Annotated in this window: 20 protein-coding genes; 11 read left to right on the top strand and 9 right to left on the bottom strand. The window is 67.6% G+C overall.

Going from position 1 to position 24541, the window contains the following annotated elements:
• Positions 1–3 precede the first annotated feature (3 nt).
• Together QNM97_RS20575 and QNM97_RS20570 are read left to right on the top strand one after the other, a co-directional pair.
• Positions 4–588: a TetR/AcrR family transcriptional regulator gene (locus QNM97_RS20575; RefSeq protein WP_283820092.1), complete on the top strand. Its 585-nt coding sequence runs from the start codon at positions 4–6 to the stop codon at positions 586–588.
• Complete coding sequence (locus QNM97_RS20570; RefSeq protein ID WP_283820091.1) at positions 585–2081, top strand: flavin-containing monooxygenase; 1497 nt, start codon at positions 585–587, stop codon at positions 2079–2081. The genes QNM97_RS20575 and QNM97_RS20570 overlap by 4 nt, the downstream gene beginning before the upstream one ends.
• A 514-nt stretch (positions 2082–2595) precedes the next feature.
• Here the strand turns inward: QNM97_RS20570 and QNM97_RS20565 are convergent.
• From QNM97_RS20565 to QNM97_RS20550, 4 genes are all read right to left on the bottom strand, one after another.
• Positions 2596–3885 (bottom strand): HNH endonuclease, encoded by a 1290-nt coding sequence (locus QNM97_RS20565; protein ID WP_283820090.1) that lies wholly within the window; start codon positions 3883–3885, stop codon positions 2596–2598.
• Positions 3886–4488: 603 nt separating this feature from the next.
• Entirely contained in the window at positions 4489–6996 is a 2508-nt protein-coding gene (locus QNM97_RS20560; RefSeq protein ID WP_283820089.1) for a serine/threonine-protein kinase PknG, read from the bottom strand.
• A 6-nt stretch (positions 6997–7002) separates the two neighbouring features.
• On the bottom strand, positions 7003–8016 hold the full coding sequence (locus tag QNM97_RS20555; protein WP_283820088.1) for a transporter substrate-binding domain-containing protein: 1014 nt from the start codon (positions 8014–8016) through the stop codon (positions 7003–7005).
• Positions 8013–9458 (bottom strand): GlnX family signal transduction membrane protein, encoded by a 1446-nt coding sequence (locus tag QNM97_RS20550; protein WP_283820087.1) that lies wholly within the window; start codon positions 9456–9458, stop codon positions 8013–8015. Before QNM97_RS20550 ends, QNM97_RS20555 begins: the two co-directional genes overlap by 4 nt.
• Positions 9459–9720: 262 nt before the next feature.
• Between QNM97_RS20550 and QNM97_RS20545 the strand changes: the two genes are divergently transcribed.
• A complete protein-coding gene (locus QNM97_RS20545) occupies positions 9721–10203 on the top strand; it encodes an NUDIX hydrolase (protein ID WP_208793955.1) in 483 nt (160 codons plus the stop codon).
• A 14-nt stretch (positions 10204–10217) separates the two neighbouring features.
• Here the strand turns inward: QNM97_RS20545 and QNM97_RS20540 are convergent, their stop codons facing one another.
• Entirely contained in the window at positions 10218–10586 is a 369-nt protein-coding gene (locus tag QNM97_RS20540; protein ID WP_208793956.1) for a hypothetical protein, read from the bottom strand.
• 305 nt (positions 10587–10891) lie between these two features.
• Positions 10892–11593, bottom strand: coding sequence for a thiamine phosphate synthase (gene thiE / locus QNM97_RS20535; RefSeq protein WP_283820086.1), 702 nt, complete (start codon positions 11591–11593; stop codon positions 10892–10894).
• Positions 11594–11770: 177 nt separating this feature from the next.
• On the opposite strand from thiE, the gene QNM97_RS20530 reads away from it, so the two are divergent.
• The 6 genes from QNM97_RS20530 (at position 11771) to QNM97_RS20505 (ending at position 18552) form a co-directional block, all read left to right on the top strand.
• Positions 11771–12883 (top strand): FAD-dependent oxidoreductase, encoded by a 1113-nt coding sequence (locus tag QNM97_RS20530; protein WP_283820085.1) that lies wholly within the window; start codon positions 11771–11773, stop codon positions 12881–12883.
• Positions 12880–13077 carry a sulfur carrier protein ThiS gene (thiS, locus tag QNM97_RS20525; RefSeq protein WP_283820084.1) on the top strand — a complete coding sequence of 66 codons (198 nt, stop codon included), beginning with the start codon at positions 12880–12882 and terminating at the stop codon, positions 13075–13077. Before QNM97_RS20530 ends, thiS begins: the two co-directional genes overlap by 4 nt.
• A gap of 85 nt (positions 13078–13162) precedes the next feature.
• Positions 13163–13867, top strand: coding sequence for a thiazole synthase (locus tag QNM97_RS20520; protein WP_283823267.1), 705 nt, complete (start codon positions 13163–13165; stop codon positions 13865–13867).
• A gap of 93 nt (positions 13868–13960) precedes the next feature.
• Complete coding sequence (locus QNM97_RS20515; RefSeq protein WP_283820083.1) at positions 13961–15094, top strand: ABC transporter ATP-binding protein; 1134 nt, start codon at positions 13961–13963, stop codon at positions 15092–15094.
• Positions 15091–15873: a DUF2705 family protein gene (locus tag QNM97_RS20510; RefSeq protein ID WP_283820082.1), complete on the top strand. Its 783-nt coding sequence runs from the start codon at positions 15091–15093 to the stop codon at positions 15871–15873. The genes QNM97_RS20515 and QNM97_RS20510 overlap by 4 nt, the downstream gene beginning before the upstream one ends.
• Positions 15874–15951: 78 nt before the next feature.
• Positions 15952–18552: a helix-turn-helix transcriptional regulator gene (locus QNM97_RS20505; protein WP_283820081.1), complete on the top strand. Its 2601-nt coding sequence runs from the start codon at positions 15952–15954 to the stop codon at positions 18550–18552.
• Positions 18553–18899: 347 nt separating this feature from the next.
• Here the strand turns inward: QNM97_RS20505 and QNM97_RS20500 are convergent, their stop codons facing one another.
• The 3 genes from QNM97_RS20500 to QNM97_RS20490 form a co-directional block, all read right to left on the bottom strand.
• The gene (locus QNM97_RS20500) at positions 18900–19355 is read right to left on the bottom strand and encodes a nuclear transport factor 2 family protein (protein ID WP_283820080.1); all 456 of its coding nucleotides are present in this window, start codon (positions 19353–19355) and stop codon (positions 18900–18902) included.
• A 54-nt stretch (positions 19356–19409) separates the two neighbouring features.
• Positions 19410–20282, bottom strand: a complete 873-nt coding sequence (locus tag QNM97_RS20495; protein WP_283820079.1) for an SCO6745 family protein — start codon at positions 20280–20282, stop codon at positions 19410–19412.
• Between the two features lie 63 nt (positions 20283–20345).
• The gene (locus QNM97_RS20490) at positions 20346–21452 is read right to left on the bottom strand and encodes a DMT family transporter (protein WP_283820078.1); all 1107 of its coding nucleotides are present in this window, start codon (positions 21450–21452) and stop codon (positions 20346–20348) included.
• Positions 21453–21708: 256 nt separating this feature from the next.
• On the opposite strand from QNM97_RS20490, the gene QNM97_RS20485 reads away from it, so the two are divergent.
• Complete coding sequence (locus QNM97_RS20485) at positions 21709–22872, top strand: ATP-grasp domain-containing protein (RefSeq protein WP_283820077.1); 1164 nt, start codon at positions 21709–21711, stop codon at positions 22870–22872.
• 80 nt (positions 22873–22952) lie between these two features.
• Positions 22953–24359, top strand: a complete 1407-nt coding sequence (locus QNM97_RS20480; protein WP_283820076.1) for an amidohydrolase family protein — start codon at positions 22953–22955, stop codon at positions 24357–24359.
• Positions 24360–24541: the final 182 nt, after the last annotated feature.

Genomic DNA, 24541 nt, shown 5'->3' with positions numbered 1-24541 from the left:
GCTATGGCTGATACCGATGCGGCGCCCGCAACCGTGCCGCGTACGCAGGCGCAACGCTCGGCGGCGACGCGGGAGAAGGTACTCGACGCGACGATCGCCTCACTGATCGAGCGGGGATACGGGGCGACGACCACCCAAGAGGTCAACCGCCGGGCCGGGGTGTCGCGCGGGGCGCTGCTGCACCAGTTCCCCACGCGGGAGGCTCTCGTGGTTGCCGCGATCGGACGCCTCGTCGATCGTCGTAAGGCCGAGATCATCGAACGCGCCGGCAGTGGTGCGGAGGATCTGACGCTGCTCCTCGAGGTGTTCGACGGGCCGCTCTTCTACGCCGCACTGGAATTGTGGGTGGCCGCCCGCACCGACCCGGTGCTGCGGGAAGCGCTGATCCCGGTGGAGGAGCGGATCGCCGGTGAACTCGTCACCACCGGTGTCGCGGTATTCGGCGGCCGGTACTCGACTGAACAGATCGAGCTGGCCGCCGAACTGGCGCGCGGCCTGGCGATCTCACGGCTGTTGCGCGAGCCCGGCGCCGACCGCGAGTTCGCGCGTCGGATGATCACCACGCTGATGGAGGCATTGAACCGATGAGCACGAACCCTGTGGCGGAACCCGACGTTCTGATCGTCGGCGTCGGATTCGGTGGCCTTGCCGCGCTGCATCGTCTGCGGACCGACCATCCGGATCTGACGGCGCTGGCGGTCGAACGCGCCGAGAGTCCCGGTGGCGTGTGGCGCGACAACAGCTATCCGGGTGCCGCCTGCGACGTGCCCACCTCGTTGTACTCGTTGTCGTTCGCCGACAACCCGGACTGGTCTCACACCTACGGACGTGGATGGGAGATCAAGAACTACGCCGAGTCCGTCGCCGCCGAGTTCATTGATCAGATTCGGTATGGATGCGAAGTGCTCTCTGCCACATGGGACTCCGACGAGCAGCGTTGGTCCGTCGAGACCTCCGAGGGGCCGATACGTTCCCGCTTTGTCATCGCGGCACCCGGTGCGTTGTCGGCGCCGACGATACCTGCGGTCCAGGGGCTCGACGCCTACGAAGGCACCGTCTTCCACACGGCTGCATGGGATCACGCGCACGACCTGACGGGTAGGCGGGTTGCGGTGATCGGTAGCGGGGCGTCGGCGATCCAGGTGGTTCCCGAGATCGTCGACAAGGTGGCCGAACTCGTGGTCTTCCAGCGCACGCCCTCGTGGGTCATCCCTCGTCTGGACCGCACCATCGGACCGATGGAACGAGCTGTCTATCAACGATTCCCGAAGGCGCACCGGGCCGCCCGGAAGTTCACGTGGCTCACCCACGAGTTCCATGTGTTCGCGATGGCGCACCACCAACGAGTCCTCCGCGCGTTTCGCGCGATCTCGCTCGCGCACCTGCGTCGGCAGGTCACCGATCCGGGGTTGCGCCGGCGACTCACGCCGGACTTCAGCATCGGTTGCAAGCGAATCCTGATCAGTAACAAGTGGTATCCGGCGCTGGCGCATCCGCGCACCAGGGTGACCGGTGCTCTGTCATCGCTGACGCCGACCGGTGCGGTGAGCGCCGACGGTACCGAATTCGACGTCGACACCGTCATTTTCGCGACGGGTTTCACCCCGACGAGTCCGCCGTTGGCGAAAGTCATCGTCGGACGCGATGGTCGGCGACTCGACGAGGTGTGGCACGGTTCGCCGAGCGCCTACCGTGGCGTCGAGGTCCCCGATTTCCCGAATCTCTTTCTGCTGTACGGACCCAACACCAATCTCGGTCACTCGTCGATCATCTTGATGCTCGAAGCCCAGGCCTACTACATCGGGCAAGCCCTGACGCACCTGAAAGCCGTAGACGCACCAACCGTCGAGGTCACCGAGGCGGCACACGACGCCTACGTCGCCGCCCTCGACGCCCAACTGAGCACCACCGTCTGGAATTCCGGTGGTTGCGGCAGCTGGTATATCGACTCGACCGGCCGCAACTCGGTGATGTGGCCGACCTACACCGGCACCTACCGCCGCATGATGTCGCACTTCGACCCCGCCGACCACGTCATCGGTGTGCCCGCCCCCGTCCGCGAACCGCTGGCTCGCTCGTGACGTCCTGCGGTCCGAATCCAGCGTCATAGCAGTCGGTCTCGAGGCTCGCCGCACGCGGCTCGCACCTCGACCATCGGGGGGACCGGTCCCTCCCGGATTGCCGTCCCACCCCGCGCGGGAATGCTCCAGCCCGTCCCATCCCGATGGTCGAGGTGCCGAGGAGCGTTAGCGACGAGCCTCGAGACCCTTTGTGTCGAAGGGGTTTCCGGGCCACGGGTGGCGCGACATCGCAACCATTGGGGGTGTTTCCATCCCGGTGGTCGAGGTGCCGAGGAGCGCTAGCGACGAGCCTCGAGACCCCTTGTGTCGACAGGCTTCCGGTCCACGGTGGTTCGGTTCCAGCTCTGCTGCAGGTGGTCTCGAGGCTCGCCGCACGCGGCTCGCACCTCGACCATCGGGTGGTGACCCCCGCCCTCCGGGGGTCACCACCGTGGGATTTCACTATGGAGTTCTCAAACAACAGATGCGGTCCCGGCCGGCCGGGTGCAGGAATCAGGTAGTGGGGCAGCGTAGGTCAGGCTGCTGCGTCGTCGAGTCGCATGGTGCGTCGGTGATACGACGGCACTGGTTGTCGTTTCGGGTCGATGCTGGCGGGTGGGATCAGCCAGGGGTGTCGGTCGAATCCGATGATGATGTCCCAGCCGTGGTGGTGCACATCGTCGTGGCAGCTGGTGCAGAGGAGGCAGCCGTTGTCGAGGTCGGTGGGACCACCATCGGCCCAGTGCTGCACGTGGTGTCCTTGGCAGCGGCCGGCGTGGGCGCCGCATTTGATGCATCCACGGTCGCGGACCAACAACGCTTTGCGTTGGCCGGGTGTGAAGAAGCGTTTCTCTTCACCAACACTGAGCGGTACACCGTTGGGGTCGAGCACGATTTTGGTGATCGTGGTGTCACACGACAACAACTTGGCGGTCGCTTCGGTGATCGGACCCATGTTCTGCAACTCGCCGCCGAGTGCCGGGTTGTCGGCCGACCAGGTCCACAACAGGCCGTTGGTCGGTTTGGCGGAGAAGGTGGTGTCGGCCAATCCTTGTGCCGCGAGTTCGACGATCGTTTCGAACGCGGCGGCACAGATTTGTTCCGGGGTGCGGGGGTCGGGGGACCCGTCGGGTTGAGGTTTGGGCGCCGACAGCGTTTCCATCAGAGTGCGAGTTTTCTCGCCGGCGATGATGTCGAGGTTCGCCGAGATCTCCAGCCGTCCGTCGTCGGTGATGCGGTCGGTGTAGGAGTTGATCGTCTTGTCCTCCGCCGCTGGTAACCCGCCAGGTGTGTCGGCCGCCAACTCGTTCCCCAGCTGCCGTGCGTAGAGGTTGATCTCGGCGGGGGTGAATCCGGCGAAGTAGTGTGACAGCAGTTTCCGCAGGTATTCACACCGGTGGACGGTGTCCATAGGTTCGGGGCATCGGGTGTCGATGTGCGCCAACCCGTGGACGATGGCGTCGGTGTGTTCGGAGGAGATGGACCCGTCGGCGGCATGCGCGAGCAACAGATCAATGTCGGTGGTGCCGGCCATCCGCACATATCGACCCGCTACGGCGGGTGCGAAACCCATGCTGATCAACAGCTCCCGTAGCCGGGTGGTTTTGTGGTCGGCCACGCCCAGGCGATCAAGTTCGCCGGTGAGGGTGGTGGCGTGGTGATCGACCAGGTTCCGCAACAGCAGGACTTGCTTCATGGCACCGAAGGCTTGGGGTCCGGTCATGTCCGGATTCCATTGCAGGTCGCTGAGTTGGGTGACGATGGTGGCGAAGATTGCTTCGGCGTCAACGGTTTCCGCGTCAAGAATGGTAGTGGATTCGATCATGGGCCCCTCCCCGGTGGCTGATCGGTGTGATGGGTCCAGTGTGCCTCGCCAGGGTGTTCGATGCAAGGGGAAGTTTGGTGAATTCTGCTTGTGAACAACGTGTTTCGGCGCCGATTTTCTGTCGGTGGGGTGTGGTAGGGAGTCCGGGTTTCGTTTGTCTTGCTTTCGATGTGGTTGGGAGGCTTGTTGTCTCGCCGGGTCTCGAGGTCCGGCGCTTGGGGCGCCGTGCACCTCGACCATCGGGGAAAGAGTTCTCGACGGTCGGGTAGGGCGGGTTACTCGACCATCCGGGGGTGACCGTCGGGAGTGATGTGTCCTCGGCTTCACTGTGCAGACGCGGCTGGTGAATTGGGGGCGTCTGCACATTCGGCTCGCGTTCAAGTCGTGCGACGGTAGATGTGGTTGGGAGAAGCGCTATCTCGCCCGGTCTCGAGGCTCGCCGCACGCGGCTCGCACCTCGACCATCGAGGGAAGAGGGGTTCGCGACGGCCGGGTGGGGCGGGTTTATTCGACCATCGGGGAAGAGGGTCTCGAGGCCCGGCGCCTGGGCGCCGTGCACCTCGACCATTGGGAGAAGTGGCGTCGGCTCCCGGGCTGACGAGATCAGAAAAGGCTATCGGGCCGAACGTAATTGGCGAGGTCGACGAGGAGGAAACGGTTGTCGCGGTTGTTGCGCATCTGTCGGGCGAGGGTGCGCAGCGAGCGCTCGGTACCGGCACGCAGGCCGCGCTCGGTGAAGGGAACGCCGAGAAGTGTGCTGGGTTCGCCCGACTCGTCGGGATGCTCCATGATCCACCCCATCGCGGTACCGAGGACGATCAGTTGCAGACGCGATTTCCTCGGCTCGGAGTCGGGCATCGCCTCCAGGCGTCGTGCCGCCTCGACGAGCTGACGCTTCTGTACGAGTTCGGGGGCGCGTCCGTGGACGAGGGCGAGGACGGCGGTGGCACGAGCGGTGTTGTAGTGCCGGCTGGTCGGCGGGACCTCGTCGAGCGGTTCGATCGCGGCGTCGAAATCGCCTCGGGCCACAGCCAGGCGTGCGAGACCGAAAGCAGCGGTGACGATGCTGTGGTCGGTTAGCCACAGGTCGTGGTAGAGCCGATCGGCCACGTCGTACATCTCGGCGATGCGTGCATCCGGGGAATGTTCCGGCTCTTCCTCGCTCGGATGTTTCTCGTCGGTCAGCCACCGCCCGATGATCTCGGCGGTTCCGGCGGCGGCGAGCTTCGGGGCCACCTCGCCGGGCATCGCCTGCAGCACATCGGTGAATCGTTCATGGGCGAGTTCGGGTTCGTCGTTCATGAGGGCGCAGATTCCCATGTACCAGTCCACCCGCCAGGACTCGCCGTGCTGTGCGGTCACGTTCTGCAGCACCGACAATGCGGTGTCGACGTCGTCGAGTTCGAGGTGTGCGCGGGCCTCGGCCAGATCGATCTCCAGTGACGGGTGCGCGTTGTTCGACCGTCGACCCAGTAGTGACGAGAATCCCTCGGCCCGTGCCGCATTGATGGAATCCAGGGTCTGCCGGGGGTCGGACAATGCCGCCGAGTTGAGAAGTCCCGCGGCCGGGTCGGTGGGATTGACCAACGGCACGGGCAGGGCATGGGCGATGTCGACGGGGTCGTAGAACGCTGCGAGGTCGGGGTCGAAGAAGCCGTCCACCGGTGCCAGCATCAGATCGGTGCCAAAAGTGGAGCGTTGCGGGGTGAACACCGTCGACAGGGAGGGTCGCGGCACCCCGGTGTGCACCGCGACGGTTTCGCGGAGCACGTTGAGCATCTGGGTGGTCATCTCCTCGGCCGAGGAGAATCGCTCTGCCGGGTCGGTGGCCGTGGCACGTTGCAACAGAAGGTAATACGACGGGTTCTCGGCGAGCACCGGGATGGTCTCCGGGTCGGGCAACCCGTCGAGATATCGGCCCTTCTCCATGGGCATGTCGAGGGTGAGCACCGCCAGCGTGCGACCGATGCTGTAGATGTCGGTGACCACCTGCGGCCCGGACTGCACGATCTCCGGAGCCTGGAAACCCGGTGTGCCGTAGAGATGCCCGTATCCGTTGATCGCCGACACGGCACCGAGATCGATGAGCTTGACCTCGTCGCTGGAGACCATCACGTTGTCGGGCTTGACGTCGTTGTACACCAGTCCCACCGAATGCAGATACCCGATCGCGGGCAGCACCTCGAGGATGTAGGCCATCGCCTGCTCGATCGGCATCACCGCATGCGAACCACCAGAATCGGCTCCGGCGGAAGTGATCTGCTTGAGGGTCTGGCCGCCGATGTACTCCATCACGATGTAACCGAAACGGTCGTCGTCGGCGGTGACATGCTCAACGAAGTTGTAGATCTTGACGATACCGGGATGGTTCACCGACGCCAGGAACTGCCGCTCGGCCAACGCGACCTGTTGTGCCTCCGAATCCGAGGAATTGAGAAGGCCTTTGAGGACGACGGGACGGTCGGACACGTTGCGGTCGATCGCCAGATAGATCCACCCCAGTCCGCCGTGTGCGATGGCGCCGGCGATCTCGTACTGGCCGGCGACCACGGTTCCCGGCGCCAGGCCGGGGACGAACGAATAGCGGGCACCACAGTGCGGGCAGGTGCCCGCGAGATCTCCGGCACCCTCGCCGTCGTCGCGGCCCACCGGACGCCCACATCGCCAGCAGGTGCGCTTGCCCTCGGGTATGACCGGAAAGTCCAGAACGGCGTCGGCCGGCTCGATATCGACGACCTTCGGTAGTTCGACCAGCCCGGTACCGAGCCGCCGATCATGGACTTGCGGACGGCGTTTGGGTACCAGGCGCCGGGTGTGGCCCACCGAGGCCAGCGCCTCGGTGGGGATGACCGGCCCCGACCGCACGACGGGATCGGTGGAGCCGGTCACCGGGGAGGTGGTCGTGCGACCACCCGACGACGTCATGCCCGTGTCGACGAGCGCGGCGAGATCTGCCCGCTGGGTGCCGGGATCGAGGTCGGCCGGATCAGCTCGCTGCGTGCCGACGTCGAGATCACCGAGATCGGCTCGCTGCGTACCGATGTCGAGGTCGGCGGGTTCCACCCGCTGGGTACCCACCTCGGCGTCTGCCTCGTCGTCGTGTTCGGTCATCGTCGCTCAGTCCCGGTAAATCGCCTGTGGTGGACCGTAGCCGGGGCCGATGTTGCTGAGCCACCGGTTGTAGATGGCATACCAGCGTCCGTCGGCCACCGCCTGCGCGAGCACGCCGTTGACGAAACGCACCATGTCGTCGTGGCCCTGGGGGAGCCCGATGCCGTAGTACTCCGAACCGAATCCGGGGCCCACCATCTGCACCCACGGGTCCTGTGCGGCCAGACCGGCAAGGATCGCGTCGTCGGTGGTGACGGCGTCGACCTGGCCCTGCTGCAACATCACCAGACAGTCGGCCCAGGTGACGGTCGTGATCATCTTGGCACGTGGCTGTTCGGCCTGCATCCGTCCGATCGAGGTGGCGCCCCGGGCCGAGCACACCCGTTTGTCGGCCAGACCGTCGACATCGGTGATCCCGGAGTTACGCAGCACGAGTATGCGTTGCGAGGCAATGTAATACGGGGTCGAGAAGCTGACCGACGCCAACCGGTCACAGGTGATCGACATGGTCTTGACCACCATGTCCACCGACCCGCTGCGCAGCGCGTCGATGCGATCGTTGGAGCTGAGCACCCGGAACTCGATGCGGTTGGGGTCGCCGAAGATCGCCTGCGACACCTCGCGCGCGAGGTCGACGTCGAAACCCTGCAGGTCGCCGCTGATCGGGTCGCGAAAGCTGAACGGGTTTGAGCCGATGTCGGTGCCGACGATGAGTCGCCCGCGCGCCGCGATCGCCGCCATGGTGCTGCCCGGTGGCATCTGCTTGGGTTCCGGCATCGGATCGGGCGGTCGCAGGCTGGCCGTTGCGTTGCAGGCGTCGGCGTCGGGGACCGGTTCGGTGGTCGTCTCGGTCTCCGCGCCCGGTGGGGTCGGGGTGATGGCCTGCGCGGCGGGCGGTGGCGAGTCGGGTGCGGTGAAGGTGACACAACCGGTGGTGAGCAGGCCGAACGCGAGCACCACAGTCGCGACGGCGCCATCTCGGCCCATCAACCTGCGGCCCAACAATTTGCGGCGCCTCATCGGTACTCCCGAACCCGCGGCACCAGGCCGAGCGCCAGTGCCACGGCGGCGAACACGGTCAACACCAGAATCCCCGACCCGGTGTATCCGATGACGCGCTGAGCGGTGTTGATGTCGTCGCGGAACGACGTGCGGGTGGTGGTGATGGCATCGGTGAGCGACGAATCGACCGCGGCGTAACTGCTCGCGGTGCTCTGTGGGTCCGCGCCGATGGTGAGGGTTCGGGCCTGTGCGAAGTCGCCGCGCTCGATGGCCGCGCGCGTCTTCTGGTCGGACTCGCGCCATTGATCGAGGGCGGTCGTGATGGACCGCACCTGGGTGCTGGTCAACGCGCCGTCGTCGGAACTGGTCTGGCCACCGAGGTCGGCGAGGATCGTGCTGATCCCGGCGGTGGCGCCGGAGAAGGTCTGATCGAGATCGGACTGATCGGTGCGCTGGACCAGCGACAAGGTCTCCGCCGACCGCGCCTGCTGGGTGAGGATGCGGGCCTCGGTGAGTTGCCGCAGCGGGTCGGCGCCGTCGGTCTTCGCCGAATTGGTCGCGGCCACCGAGGCCAGCCCCGACACCAACAGCCAGACCAGACCGCCGAGGGTCGCGGTCAACGCGGCGACCACCCCGATGTTGAACCGACGACGGGTGCGTTTCTTGAGGAAGCGTGAGGTGCCGATCAGCGCGAGCGCGAGAACCAGCAACCCGAAGTACACCCCGTAGGGCGGGATGGTCAGGGTGCGTTGGGGATCGGCGATGGCGCCGGATCGGCGCTCGTAGAGGCGCTGCGCCGCGGGCAGGATCTGATCGTGCATCACCGCCGACGCCTGCCCGAGATAGGCGCTGCCCACCGGGTTGCCCAGTCTGTTGTTGGTGCGCGCGGTCTCGATCAGCCCGCTGTAGACGGGGATCGTCGTCGCCAGGGTCTGCAGGTCGGCGTTGACCGCGCGATCGTCGTGGTCGGTGTCCTCGCCGGGCGCCCCCGAGGTGCCTGCGGCCTTCATCAACGACGCCGACGCGGTGGCCAGCGCATTCGAATAGCGGCTACGCAGATCGGGGGACTCCAGCCCGCCGGAGATGAAGGCCGAATTGGCCGAGGCGTCGGCGATCGACAGCGAACTGTAGAGCACCTGTGAGGCCTCGGCGAGCGGCTCGCCCTGGTCGATCATGTTCTTCAGCGCGTTGGTGCGGTCCTGCAGCACGGTCGATCCGTACCAGCCCACGCCCAGGATGGCGATAACGAGCACCACCCCGATCATCACCAACTTCCCGGGCGTGGTGCCCGCGTAGTGGCGCATCGTGGCCAACGGCGATTGGGTTCGGGTGCGCCCCAGCGACATCAGCTCGCGACGGTCGGCGAGGACCTGACGGATCGGTGGCGACGACGCATTGGGCCGGATGGTCTTGCCCGCACGGGTGAGCACCGTCCGCACGGGAGATGCCTGGCCGGTCACTACACGATCCCTTCTGGCTCGTCGGTCGTTCGTGTCGTTGTCCTCGCCCCGGCATCCCCGTCCGAAGTGACGACGTGGCCCCCTCGGGTCTTATCGCCTTTTCGGTGCCGGTCTGTTTCCACCCTAGCCGCGCGCACGTGACCTCGGACTCACCACGCGTGGTGTTTCCGGGAACCTGGCTCCAGTGGCCGCACTCACATACGGTGGAGGTCGGCGGCGAGTCCCGGAGAGCCCGGATCGCCGGTCGGCGTCAGGAGTCGCGGTGCGTGGAGACGGGGACGGCTGGGTCATCGACACCGATGGGTCACGGTACTGGGGTGTCAACGGTGCGGCCGGATTGTTGCTGCGCACCCCGCAGCCCGACGGCCGCACACTGATATTGCTGCAACATCGGGCGGTGTGGTCGCACCAAGGTGGGACGTGGGGACTACCCGGTGGTGCGCGCGACTCGCACGAGAGTGCCATCGACACCGCACTGCGTGAGGCGCAGGAAGAAGCGGGTCTCGACCCCGCCGACGTCGAGGTGGTCGCCGCGCTGGTCACCCACCGCGCCAAGGGTGGCTGGACGTACACAACAGTCATCGCCGACATCGACGAACCCGTTCGAACCGTCGCCAACGGCGAATCGGCGGAACTGCGCTGGGTCGACGAGGCCGACGTCGACGAATTGCCGTTGCATCCGGCATTCGGTGAGGCTTGGCCCGATTTGCGGGACCGGATCGCCGCGCTCGATCCCCAGAACTGAACGGGCCCCGGCCGCTACCGGGGCAGCAGTCGGTTCGCGCCGGCGATGAGTGCGTTGACGTTGGCTTCGTCGCCGGTGGCGCCGTCGCCGTAGGCCCAGCACTGACGGTCGTCGCGCTCGCACAGCAGGAACGCCGCGAACCCGCCGTCGGTGGGACGCTGGTGCAACGACACGATCGACACCGAGGCGCCGAGGTCGTGCAGGATCGAGGTCATCGCGCCGACCGGTCCGGTCGCGGTGGCCGACATCGACATGATGCGGTCGGCGTAGGCCATCGTCGCGCGGCATTCGATCATGTCGGCCGGTGCGGGGGTGATCGAGAGCGAGCCGAGCCGGATCGTGCCGGTGTCGGCGTACAGCTCGGTGAATTCCTGCCAGGTCATGCCGTCTGCCTCCTCACGGATACCTCGGGGTAGTCGCGCCGCGTCGCCGGGCGACTCGGTACAGGAACAGGGTGCAGGGGAAAGGTGACGACTGTGCATCGTGGATCATCGTTTCGGTCGAAGAGAAGATGACCGACGAGAACGCGCAACGACCCCGCAGCGGGGGGTCGGTCAGATCAGACCCCCGCTGCGGCGGGTTACGAGCGCGATTCGTGTGCACATGATCAGGCCATTCTAACGCCGTCGCACACCCGCGGGCAAGGGAGTTCCGGGTGTCCGCGGGCGACAAAGGTGTCCGGTGCGGTCTACGCCAGACCGGCGCGCAACTGCGCGGCAGCGGCCGTCGGGTCGTCGGCGGCGGTGATCGCGCGCACCACCACCGCGCGCCGGGCTCCGGCGTCGCGGACCTCGGGCAGCCGCGCGGCGTCGATGCCGCCGATCGCGAACCACGGCTTGGATACCTCTCCGACCTCCCGCACGAGCCCGAGGCCGGGGGCGGCGCGCCCGGGTTTGGTCGGTGTCGGCCAGCAGGGACCGACGCAGAAATAGTCGACGGCGTCGTCGGCGATCGCGGCGCGGGCCTGGTCGGGATCGTGGGTGGAGACCCCGACGATCACGTCGTCGCCGACGATGCGCCGCGCCTGCTCGGGCCGCAGATCACCCTGACCGAGATGCAGGACGTCGGCACCGGCGAGCAGCGCGATGTCGGCGCGATCGTTGACCGACAGCAACGCCCCGTGTGCGTCGACGACGCCGCGCATCTCCGCAAGGATCGCCAACTCCTCGCCGGCCTCGAGGGCCCCGAACTCCCGCTCACCGGGAGATCCCTTGTCGCGCAACTGGATAAGGTCGACACCACCGGCCAGGGCGGCGTCGACGAACTCCAGCAGATCGCCGCGTTCACGCCGGGCGTCGGTGCACAGGTAGAGACGCGCGGCACGCAGACGTGCCCGCCGTGGATCGTCGGTGGTGGCGATCTCGCGCGCAATCCGGTTCTCTCGGGGCATGTCTCACAGGCTAGGGCACGGGCGTACCCGCACCCCTCGCCGCGCTGTTAGGGTGGAGGACACGACACGGGAGTCCGGGGTACGCCGGGCTGAGAGTGCGGGACGCCCCCGCTGACCGTCACACCTGATCCGGATCATGCCGGCGAAGGAAGGACTGCAGAGCATGAGCATCCGAGCATGAACCCCGCCGACCGCGCGGACACCGCGGGCGGCACTCGCCGCACCCTCGCCGTCGTCGGCGGTGGTGTCATCGGGTTGACCTGCGCACTTGCGGCCGCCGATGCCGACTGGCGGGTCACCGTCGTCGACGCCGGCCGAGACCGGCGCGCGGCATGGGTGGCCGGCGGGATGCTGGGCTCCCTCGGTGAGGGCCACCCCGGTGAGGATGCGCTGCTCGCGATCTCCGAGCGGTCGGTCCGCCGATGGCCGGCGCTCATCGAGCGACTCGGCGACCCGCAGATCGCCACCGCCACCGACTCCCTGTTCGTCGCGACGAGCGCCGCCGACGCGGCGTATCTGACCCAGCTCGCCGACTTCGTGTGGTCGACCCGTCCGCACGCCGTGGATCGGCTCAGCCGCATCGACGCCGCCGGGGTCCGGGCACGGGAACGGGCGATCGGAGCGCGGGTGCGCGGCGGCTATCTCGCGACAGGTGAAGGGGCCGTGGACAATCGGCGACTCCTCACTGCCCTCGAGACCGCGCTGGTCGCGGCCGGTGGCCGGATCACCACGCGCCGCGTGGCCGATCTCGCCGAGCTCGACGACGCCGATCACATCCTGCTCGCGGCGGGCGCCGGGCTGGCGGATCTGTGGCCGGGAGCCCCGATCCATCTCGCCAAGGGCGAGGTGCTGCGGCTGCGCGCCGACCTCACGACGGTGCCACCTCCGCGTCATGTGATCCGGGCACGGGTCGACGGGCGCATGGTGTACCTGGTGCCGCGACACGACGGAATCGTGGTCGGCGCAACCCAATACGAGGGCGACATGGACGAATGGCGCTCCGGCGAGACGTCGCCGCAGGCCGTCGGCGTCGCCGAGTTGCTCGCCGACGCGATCGAGGTCTTCCCCGGCGTCCGCGACTATGCGCTCGTCGAGGCCGCCGCGGGATTTCGCCCGTGCTCACCCGACGGATTGCCGATCATCGAACGGCTTGATGAACGGATCGTCGTCGCCGGTGGCCACGGGCGCAACGGAATCGTGTTGGCGCCGTATACCTCCGAGGTGTTCATGGGTGTGCTCGCCGACGACGGGTCGCTCGTCGGTGCGCGCGAGGAGAGGAATGCGACATGACGATCACGGTCAACGGCACCGACAGCCCGCTTCGCCCGGGCGGATCGGTGCGCGACCTACTGGCAACGATGGGCCTGCCGGACAAGGGGATTGCGGTGGCCGTCGACGGCACGGTGGTCCCGCGCAGCCGATGGGACACCGTCCTCGACGACGGTGCCACCGTGGAGGTCGTGACGGCGGTGCAAGGTGGCTAGCGTCACCCGGGTACCACCCGTCGATGGTTCACCGGCCGCCGGCACCCTGCGGATCGCCGACCGCGAGTTCACCTCCCGACTGATCATGGGTACGGGCGGGGCGAGCACCCTCGACGTGCTGTCACGCGCACTGGTGGCCTCCGGCACCGAGCTGACGACCGTCGCGATGCGCCGGGTCGATGCCGGCAGCACGACAGGCGTCCTGGATGTGTTGCGGCGCCTGGGGATCGCGCCGCTGCCGAACACCGCGGGCAGCCGCACCGCGGCCGAGGCGGTCCTGACCGCGCAACTCGCCCGCGAAGCACTGGAGACCTCATGGGTCAAGCTCGAGGTGGTCGCCGATGACCGCACCCTGCTGCCCGACCCCGTCGAACTGCTCGACGGCGCACGGCAGTTGGTCGATGACGGCTTCACGGTGCTCGCCTACACCAACGACGATCCGGTGCTCGCGACGCGGCTCGAGGATCTCGGGGTCGCCGCGGTGATGCCGCTGGGGTCGCCCATCGGAACCGGGCTGGGTATCCGCAACCCGCACAACATCGAGATGATCGTGTCGGCCGCGGGGGTGCCAGTGGTCCTCGACGCGGGCATCGGCACGGCCAGTGACGCCGCGTTGGCGATGGAACTCGGTTGTGACGCAGTTCTTCTGGCGTCCGCGGTGACGCGCGCCGACGATCCCGAGCGGATGGCGTCGGCGATGCGGCACGCGGTCGCCGCCGGGCGATTGGCCGCCACCGCGGGCCGGATTCCCCGTCGACGATGGGCGCTGGCCTCCTCGCCGGAGCTCTGAGTTGCGCCGTTCGTCGGACGGGCCACTCGTCCGACGGTGCGAGGTCATTCAGTGGCAGGCCTGTGGTAACGGGCGGTGTGTAGTGTCGTCGGCATGCTGAGTGTCGAGAACCTCACCAAGGACTTCGGCAACGTCCGTGCCGTCGACAACCTGTCGTTCGAGGTCCGTCCGGGGGTCGTCACCGGCTTCCTCGGCCCGAACGGTGCCGGGAAGTCCACCACGATGCGGATGATGCTGGGTCTGGACCGGCCGACGTCGGGCCGCGCCATCATCAACGGCAAGCCCTACCGCGAGCTCGATCATCCGCTGCGGCAGGTCGGCGCTCTGCTGGACGCGAAATGGGTGCACCCCAACCGAAGTGCGCGCTCGCATCTGCGGTGGCTGGCCGCGAGCAACGGCATCCCCGCCACGCGTGCCGACGAGGTGCTCGAGACCGTCGGCCTGACGCAGGTGGCCCGTAAACGGGCCGGCGGCTTCTCGTTGGGGATGTCGCAGCGGCTCGGGCTGGCCGGCGCGCTGCTCGGTGATCCGCACACCCTGCTCTTCGACGAGCCGGTCAACGGGCTCGACCCCGAGGGCATCGTCTGGATTCGCAACTTCATGAAATCCCTGGCCGCCGAGGGTCGTACGGTGCTGGTGTCGAGCCACCTGCTCACCGAGATGGCACTGACCGCCGAGCGGCTCGTGGTGATCGGCCAGGGCAGGTTGATCGCCGACAGTTCGGTGTCGGACTTCACCGCGTCGGCTCGCACCGTGGTGCGGGTCCGGACCCCGCAACCCGAGCAGTTGCACAACGCACTCGTCTCGGCGGGACTATCGCCGCGCCCCGAGCAGGACCAGCAGGGTCGGCCGGTGCTCGCCCTCGATGACATCACCACCGATCAGGTCGGCGACGTCGCCGCGGCCGCCGGGGTCACCGTGCACGAACTCGTCGCGCAGACCGCCTCGCTGGAGGAAGCGTTCATGGCGATGACCGCCCACGCCGTGGAGTATCACGGCGGCACCGAGCAGCCGGGCGCTGCCGTGGCGCCGCCCGCACCCGCGCCGGGTTTCGGTCCGGTACCCGGGCAGGCGTCGGGCCGGCCGGGTCAATGGGGGCCACCCGCACAGGTCCCGCCCGGCCAGTACCCGCCCGCACAATTCCCACCCGGCCAGTACCCACCCGGCCAGTACCCACCGCCCGGTGGCCACCCGCAGCAGGGCCCTGCGGACGGGGGACCCCGATGATCCAGTTGTTGCGTGCCGAGCAGATCAAGCTCACCTCCATCCGCTCGCCCTACTGGTGCATGGGCCTCGTGGTGATCCTCAGTCTCGGCGTCACCGCGCTGTTCGCGAGTCTGGCCAGCAATGTCAACGAGACCGCCGGGCCCGACACCGCCACGGCATCGACCTCGGCCGATGTCGACGGCTCCGCGCTGAGCGTCGCGCTCCTCGGGCTCAACCAGTTCGCCGTCATCGTCCTGATGATCATGGCCGTCCTCGGGATCACCAGCGAATATCGGTTCTCGACGATTCGCGCGACGTTCCTCGCGGTGCCCAAGCGCACCTCGGCGTTGCTGGCGAAGGCAACGGTCTACGTGTCGCTGACCTTCGTCACGATGCTGGTCCTCACCGTCATCTGTGTGGGCATCCTGGTCGCCGGCATCGGCGGCTTCGGCTTCGGCGATGCCACCGTCATCCGGCAGATCTGGGGCATCCCCGTCTACGCGGCGCTGTGTGTGCTGCTGTCGATGGGGGTCGGCGCACTGGTGCGGCAGACAGCCGGCGCGATCTCGATCGTGCTGGTGTGGATGCTCGTGGTGGAGACCATCCTCGGCGCGGTGCCCAAGGTGAAGGACTGGGTCGGGCCGTTCCTGCCGTTCGCCAACGGATCACGTTTTCTCTCCGGGGCCACCGCCGGCGATGACTACCACTGGAACTCCGGTGTCTCGCTGGTGTACTTCGCGCTGTGGGCCGTCGTCGTCTTCGTCGCCGGGGTGTGGTTGGCGAATCAACGCGACGCGTGAGCCGCCCAGCTCGTCCGCGCCCGTCGAACAGCTGAACCAACGCTGCGTTTTAGCTGATAAAAGGACTAAAATACCCACATGGCGAACTGGCCTCTGGTCCAACGCGAGAAAGAATACCGAGCCATCTCCGCCGCCCTGCGGGACGAGACCGCGGTCTGCGGTGTGGTGCTGACCGGTGATTCCGGCGTCGGCAAGACAACGCTCGCGCGACACGTCACGGCCGGGATCGGCACGGGAGTGCGATGGGTTGCCGGGACCGAATCGGCCCGATCGATCCCGCTCGGTGTCTTCGCCCACCTCGTCGGCCCGGCGACGTCGAGCGATCCGGTCACCTATCTCGCGGCGGCTCGCGAATCGTTGCTCGCCGCCGGTAATGCGGTCATCGGCGTCGACGACGCCCATCTGCTCGACGAGCTCTCGGCCACGCTGCTCCATCAGCTCGCCATCGACCGAGCCGTGCACATCGTGGCGACCGTCCGCAGCGGCGAGTCCGTCCCGGACGCGGTGACGTCGTTGTGGAAGGACAACCATCTCCTGCGGATCACCTTGTCGCCGTTCACCAAAGAGCAGAGTGTGGAGTTGGTGGAGTCGGTCCTCGGTGGGCAGCTCGAGGAGCACTCGGCCGACCGGATGTGGGCGGCGTCGGGAGGCAATGCGCTGTTCCTGCGGCATCTCGTCGACGGCGCGCGCCAGGCGAACACCCTGCGTCAGGTCAACGGCGTGTGGCAGCTGCGCGGGCGCGCGGCGATCACCTCCGAACTCGCCTCACTGCTCGACGGGCGTATCGAACAGCTCGACGAGGCGGTGCTGACCGCGCTGAAGTATCTCAGCCTGTGTGAACCGCTGAACCTCGACGTGCTGGCCGAGGTCGCCGGTGAGGAAGCAGTCGAGCAGGCCGAGATCGACGGGCTCGTGCGCATCGAGCGAGAGGGGCGCGAACTCAACGTCGGCTTCCACCATCCGCTGTTCGGTGAGGTGATCCGGCGCAGGCTGGGTTTCGCGTCGTCGCGGCGGTTGCGGGGGAATCTCGTGCGCGCGTTGCGGGAACGTCCGCTCGCGACCCCGCTGGACCGTATCCGGCTGGCCGAGCTGGCGCTGGAGAGCGACACCTCGGCGGTCGATCTGGGTCTATTGTCGGCGGCCGCCGGCGACGCACTCAACCTGGCGCAGACACCGATGGGGGAACGTTTCGCGCGGGCGGCGATCGAGGAGGGCGGCGGTCCGGCCGAGGCCGAACTGCTTTCCCGGGCTCTTATGTGGCAGGGCCATCCCCACGAGGCAGAGGACGTCCTCGCCCACATCGACACCACCGGACTCGACGCGCCGCTGCGGCTGCGGATCGGTCTGCAGCGCGTCGGCAACATGTTCTGGGTGATGAATCAGGCCGAGCGCGCCGAGGAGATCCTCGAGAAGGTGCGTGCCGAGGTCGACGACGAGAACCTGCTGCGCATCGTCGACGGCATCGCGTCGGCGTGCGCGCTGTTCGAGAATCGCATCGCCGACGCGATCGCGCTGTCCGACGTCGCGCTGGAGTCCCCGAACGCCCTGCCGTGGGCGGTCGAGTGGGGAGTCTTCGGCGGGATGTTGTCGCGCGCGTTGTCCGGTCGCGGAGACGAACTCGATCCGCTGGCCCGTCGCGCACGGGAGGCCGAACGCTACACCGACGGGCTGCTCCGGTACCCGGCAGGCATCGGCGAAATCCTCGGACTGATCCTGTCCGGACGGGTCGACGCGGCCGGTGACGCGGTGCAGCGCTACGTCGCATTCGCCAACACCGCACAGTATCTGAGCTGGGCGATGTCGGGAATCCTGGTGTCGGCGGTCGAGTTGGCGCGCGGCGACTGCGCGTCGGTGGTGCGGCGTATCGAGCAGACCCTGGCGACCCTCGACGGCGACGAGTACTCGGCATCGTGGAACTTCCCCGCGTATGTCTTTCTGGCCCAAGCGCTCAGCGCGTTGGGCGAGGCGCCCCGCGCCGAGGAGGTGTTGGGTCGCGCACGCGCCCGGGACGGGCTGCACGTCGCGGTGTTCCGGCCGATGCTGTGGGTCGCCGAGGCGTGGCAGGCCGCCGCCGCGGGAACGGTGTCCATCGGTATCGAACGTGCCTGGGCAGCAGCCGAATTGGCGGCCAAGACCGGGCAGCTGGCAGTGGAGGCGGAGGCGTTGCACACCGCGGTGCGCTTCGGTGATGCCAGCGCCGGACCCCGTCTGGCCGAACTGGCCGAACAGGTCGACGGCCCGCTCGCGGGCATCTACGCCCGCCACGCTGCGGCCTACGCGGCCGGCGACGGCATCGAACTCGACGTCTGCGCAGCCGATCTCGAGAAGCTCGGTCGTCGACTGTCGGCGGCCGACGTCGCCGCCCAGGCCAGCGCCGTCCACGACCGTTCGGGTCGACGGTCGGCGACGGTGGCATCGTCGTCGATGGCCAACCGGCTGGCCGCCGCCTGCGGTGGGCTGCGCACCCCGGCCCTCGTCGAGGCCGCCCAGCCGTTGCCGCTGACCACCCGCGAACGCGAAATCGCCAACCTCGTTGCCTCCGGCCTGTCCAACAAGCAGATCGCCGCACGGCTGACCGTCTCGGTGCGCACCGTCGAGGGCCACATCTACCGGGCGTGCACCAAACTCGACGTCACCGACCGCGACGGTATCGCCGACCTCATCCTGCGCGAACGCTGACCGCCAGGGGTGTATCCGCACCACCTGTCTGACCGAACCAGCACCGGCGCAAGCTGTCTCGAGGCTCGCCGCACGCGGCTCGCACCTCGACCATCGGGGGGAAGGGCAAGCGTCGGAAGGTGGAAGCGCTCGACCATCGGGGGGCGGGTCGACCATCGGGGGCCGGGTCGACCATCGGGGGAAGCGACCGAATGGTGCGGCGGACCTTTCCATCCGATGGTCGAGGTGCCGAGGAGCGATAGCGACGAGCCTCGAGACCCGGTGCGCCGACGCGTATCCGGGCCACAGCGGTCCGACATCGGCAGCAACGACGCTGCCCGCCGTCACGTCGGGGGGAGGCGCTGGGCTCACTCGCCGGTCCGGATCGCCGGCCCCACCTTGAGGCTGAAGCCGGGGATCTCGGCCAGCGGGACGTGGGCCTCGTAGGTGCGGTCATATCCGGTCGCGCAGATCCGCCAACCATCCGCGGTGCGGCGGTAGGTGTCGTCGTAGAACGCGGCGCCGATGAGCATGAACTCGAAGTCGGGCACGATCACCCGATCCGAGAGGTACCAGCGCCCGTGTGCGACATCGCCGGACACCTCGATCTCCGGGTGCGAGACGCGATGCTCGGTGATCACCCCGGGTCCCACCGATGTCCGCATGAAGCCGACGAGTTCCTCGCGGGTGGTGAAGCTCAGGGAGTCGCCGTATTCGCCGGTGACGTCATCGGTCAGGGTGTCGGCGAAGGTGTCCCAGTCCTTGGTGTCGAGGGCACGGAGGTATCGGTACTTGAGCGCTTCGATGGCGGCGACGTCGTTCACCCTTCGAGGACTACCGCAGCGGCATGGCCGATGACCCCGGAATCGCCGAGTTGATCAGCTCTTGCGGGTCGTCCCCGGCAACACACCGGCGTCGATGACCGCCTTGACGTACGGCCGGATCGCCTGCAGCGCGTCGTCGAGCTCGGTTCGGGCCCAGAGCTGTTCGCCAAGAGCGTCGGTGGTGGCCTCGACGTCGTCGTAGAGAGCGGCACCCGCGGCGGTCAGTCGATGCCCGTCATCGGTGCGTTCGGCGAGTCCACGCTCGACGAGCCGATCCACCGATGCCTCCCAGTCCTCCTCCGACCACCCGCGGGTGAGCAGCGTCATCGCACGACCCATCGACCGCCGCCGTACGGTGGGGTCGGGGAGCGTGGCCTCGTGGAAGACTGCGGCGTCGATGCCGTTGAGCCCGCTCACGACCAGGGCGGCAATGTGGTTGTCGCCGCGCCATTCTCGCACTATCGCGACCGCGTGCCAGAGTCGCAGGTGCGCAGCGGTGGGAGCCGGTGACTCCGCCCACGCGGCGGCCAACGGGCGACCGGCGTAGGGCAGCGTACGTCCGGCGTCGGCGAAGACATCGGCCAGACGGGCGATCTCCGGATCGTCGACGCGCTCGCCGAGGATGGTCCGCAACTGCTCGTCGAGCATCGTCCACCGCGCCTGCGACACCCGCTCGAGGCCACACGCCACCGCCTTGGGCCAGCTCTTGGCGATCGACGTGGGAGCGAAGTTGAAGAAGGCCGAGGTGACCACCGTCGGCGCACACTCACCCAGTGGCGCCCCACGAGCGCCCACATAGAACGCGTGCGGATTCAGGCCCGTGGCCTCCTGTGCGGCACCGAGGCCGGGGTTGAAGTAGGCGAGGATGTGGAAGGGCTCGAGAGTCTCGTACGCGCGGCGCGCATACGAGATCTGGTCAGACGACATGCCTCACACGTTTGCCGCTGACCGGTGCGGGTGTCAAGGCGCGGCCGGGATGTCGCCGAGAGTTCACTGCGCTCGATCGTGCCCGTTGCGGGTCGCCGGGCGATGCTCGTCGTCGCGCGGTATGCCGAGGTCGGCCTCGAGGTCTTCTTCGACGAGAGTGAAGTCGGCGTCGCAGAATTCGTTCTCGTTCGGCGACAGCTCCAGACTCTCCTGCTCGCCGAACTCGTCCTCCTCGTCGAAATCCTCACGGCCGCGTCGCCATCCGCCCTTCATCGGTGGCGCCTCGCCGAAGTGGTCGGGATCACCGGACCCGTACCAGGCGACGAGAACCGCACCGACGACGGCGCCGATGAAACCGACGACGGCCAGCCAGCCGAGGCCCGCCTTGGCGGTGTCGCCGAGGAACAGCACTCCGACGAGGCTCGGGCCCGCGGTCTCGCCGACCACGAGCACCGCGGTCACCCCGTTGACCGCCCCGAGCTGCAGGGCGACGGTCTGCACGAAGAACCCGCAGGCACCGGCGACGGCGATGGTCCACGCGGCCGGGTCGAGCAGCAGCACCTTCAGGTCGAAGGGGTGTACGCCGTCGAGGATGCGCACGGCGATCGCGATGACACCGAACAGCAGACCGGCCATCGCGCCACCGACGATCGCGCCGTGGCGTCCGAGCCGGTACACCCCGAGCAGGGCCAGAGCCGACAACAGGATCGTCGCCCCGAACAAGCCCCAGTGGATGGTGTCGGCCTGGCCCTCACCGGTGGTGTGCGACGAGGAGAATCCGAGCAGGCACAGCGAGAACACGACCAGCCAGATGGCGATCCAGTCGCGGGTGTGCAACGCGATGTTGAGCATGATCGTGCCGAGCAACGCCGTCACGACGAGATTCGCCGAGACGATGGTCTGCGACAGGAACAGCGGGAGGAAACGCGCGGCGACCGCGCCGCCGGCGAATCCGACGATCACCATGACGGTGCCGAGGATGAAGGAGGGGTCGACGAGCGTCGACATGGTCGACTGCAGTGACGGGCCGCCCGCGGCGTTGGTGCCGACGACGCCGTCCTCGCGTTCGGTCTGCGCGACCCGGCGCGCACCGAGTGCTCGGAGCACCGTCGACATGCCGTAGGCGACGGCGGCCAGCGATGCCGAGATGACGCCGATCACGAACAGCATCGCCGCACCCCTTTCGCCCGACCGAACGTAGCCAACCTAACAATCCAGAGAATCCCAACGATGACCGCGGGTCCGCTATTCCATGTAATCCGCCCCCGCCCGCTCAATGCAATCGATTTGTACCCTTCGCCCGACTGTCGTCACCCGGGGTCGGGGCCGAAAGCGGTGTGAGGTGAGTATGCGGCAGGGGTCCGACAAACCGTGGCGGCCCGGCAGCCGCCGCAGCCACCGGGGCGCACACGCCTAGACTCGCCCCGTGGCCTTCTCCGGTAAACACATCCTGATCACCTTCGGCCGGTCCTTTCTCAGCCTGAATCTGGCGCGCCTGCTCGCGGCGGCCGGGCATCGGGTCACCACCGTCGACTCGATTCCGGTGGCGCTGACCCGGGTGTCGAAGGCCGTCGACTCGTTCCACCTTGTCCCGCCGCCCAAGTTCAAGCCGCAGGAATACTGCCGTGAACTGGCCAGGATCGTCGTCGACGAACACGTCGACATGGTCATCCCGATCCACGAGGAGACCGACATCCTGTCGATGATGCGGGGACTGTTCCCGTCCGACTGCGAGCTCTTCCTGTCCGATTTCGAGCTCGAGAATCGGTTGCACAACAAGTACGACTTCCAGGAGATGCTCGTCGAGCACGGCATCGACACCCTGAAGTTCGCGCGGCTCGACGGTCCGGAGGACATCGAGAAGCTCGATTTCACCGGCCCCTTCGCGGTCAAGAAGTGCTACTCGCGCGGCTCGCAGAAGGTGCACAAGGTGTATCCGGGCGATCGGATGGAGTGGCTCGATCACGATCCGAGCAACCCGTGGCTCGCGCAGGAGTGGCTGACCGGCGATCGCTACTGCACGTACTCGGTGGTGCGGGAGGGCAAGATCTTCGCGCACGCGACCTACCCCGTCGAGTACGCGATCGGTGGCAGCTCGTGCCTGTCCTTCGTCTCGGCGCAGCATCAGCCGATCTTCGACTGGGTCGAGAAGTTCCTCGCCGACACCGATTTCACCGGGCAGGTCGGCTTCGACTTCATCGACCACCCGGAGAAGGGGCTCTACTGCATCGAGTGCAATCCGCGTGCGACCAGCGGGATCATGATGTTCCGGCCGCACAATCGCGTCGACGAGGCGTTCTTCGGCGAGAACGACGAGCTGATCGTCCCCGACGACGACGTGCACACCATGATCAAGGTCGGCATGACGATCTTCGGGTGGCGCGAGGATGCGCGGCAGGGACGAACCATGCGGCAGTACTTCCGGGACCTGCGCGGATTCGATGACGTCATCGGCGTCCGCGGTGACCGACTGCCGGGTTACGCGCTTCCCGTCGCCTATCTCGGAATCGTGCGCAGCTGCCTGAAGTACCGGGTCGGCCTTGCCGAGGGCTTCATGCACGACCACGAGTGGGACGGGCACGTCATCTGAGATCCGGCGGTATCCGCCACCCGCCGCCACCCGCCGGTGCTCGCCGCGCCGAATCGGCGCCGCTGTGTTTTCGTGTTCCGGTGACCATCCATCTCGGCCATCTGATCCACATCACCGGTGCCCCGACGCTGCAGCAGGCGCCCGCCGCGCTGGTCGACATCGCCGACGGCGCACTGGTGATCGACGACGCGACCGGCGTCATCGTCTACAGCGGTCCGCGCGCCGGCATGCCCGACGATGCCGAGGAGGTCACCGTCGACCATGGTGGCGCCTATCTGATCCCGGGATTCGTCGACGCCCACATCCACTTCCCGCAGACCTATTCGCTCGACGCCTATGGGGGCGGGCAACTGCTGGAGTGGTTGAGCACCTGCATCTTTCCCGCCGAGGCCCGGCTCGCCGACCCGGAGTTCGCCCAGCGGATCGCCCGTGACTTCACCACGCGACGGATCTCGACCGGCACGACCGCGGCCATGGTGTTCGGGTCGGCGTTCACCCACGCCCAGGGCGCGTTGTTCACCGAGACCGCCCGGGTGGGGCTGCGGCTGGTCAGTGGACGCGGAATCCAAACGGTCGGACCGGATTCCGCCGAGCCGCTACTCACCTCCGAGGCCGACGCCATCGCCCTGACCCGCGCGGAGATCGAACGCTGGCACGGTACCGATACCGGAGACCCGTCAACATCGTTGTTGCACACCGCGATCGTGCCGCGGTTCACGTTGTCGGTGACCACACAGACGTTGCGGGCTCTGGGCGAGCTGTATGCGGAGGTGGCCGACACCGGGGTGTATGTCCACACCCACCTCAACGAGAACAATCGGCCGGGCACCGGTGAGATCGACACGGTCAAACAGCTTTTCGAGGTCGACAGTTATCTCGACACCTACGATGGGAAGTTCCTGCCGGGCTCGGCACACGGGGGCGAGAGTCTGCTGGGGCGTCGCACGATCCTGGCACACGCCGTGCACTGCACCGACGCCGAACTGGATCGGATGGCGCAGACCGGGACGTCCATCGCGCACTGCCCGACCTCGCAGCTGTTTCTCGGATCGGGCACGATGCCGTGGCGCAGAACTGTCGGTTCCGGGGTGACCGTGGCGGCCGGAAGTGATTGCGGCGCAGGAGATGAGTGGCTGATCTCCCGCGTGCTCTCCGATGCGTTCAAGGTGCACATCTCCGAGCCGGGAGACGCGGGTGTGTCGATCCATCCGGCGCAGTTGTTGTTCACCGGAACGCTGGCCGGCGCGCGAGCTCTCGACGCCGAGGATCGGTTCGGCAACCTCGACGTCGGCAAGGAAGCCGACTTCCTGGTGATCGAGCCGTGGCGATGGCCGCCGCTCGAGTCCGTTCTGGCGAACGGGATTCGCGCCGACGACGCCGATCTCGCCCGCGAACAGGAGCTGTTCGCGTTGCTGATGGCGCTGCGCGAGCCGGCGATCGCCGAGGTCTACGTCCGCGGTCGGCGAGTGAGCTCGGACGAGGGGTGAGTCCGGACGTGGGTGCCCGGCCCGGACTGGGCGATGATGCCGATGAGGGCACCGATTCCCGCGGCGCAGGCCACGAGTACGAACACTGCGGAGAGTGCGAGGAGTTCCATGGTGGTCATGTGGTCCTATTGTCCGTGGCAGCGCCCTCACGTCCACTCACCAGCGCATATGGTGTCCATCCT

This window comes from Gordonia sp. L191, assembly GCF_030077625.1.
GTDB lineage: Bacteria > Actinomycetota > Actinomycetes > Mycobacteriales > Mycobacteriaceae > Gordonia > Gordonia polyisoprenivorans_A.
This window is presented reverse-complemented; position numbering and strand designations above follow the sequence as displayed.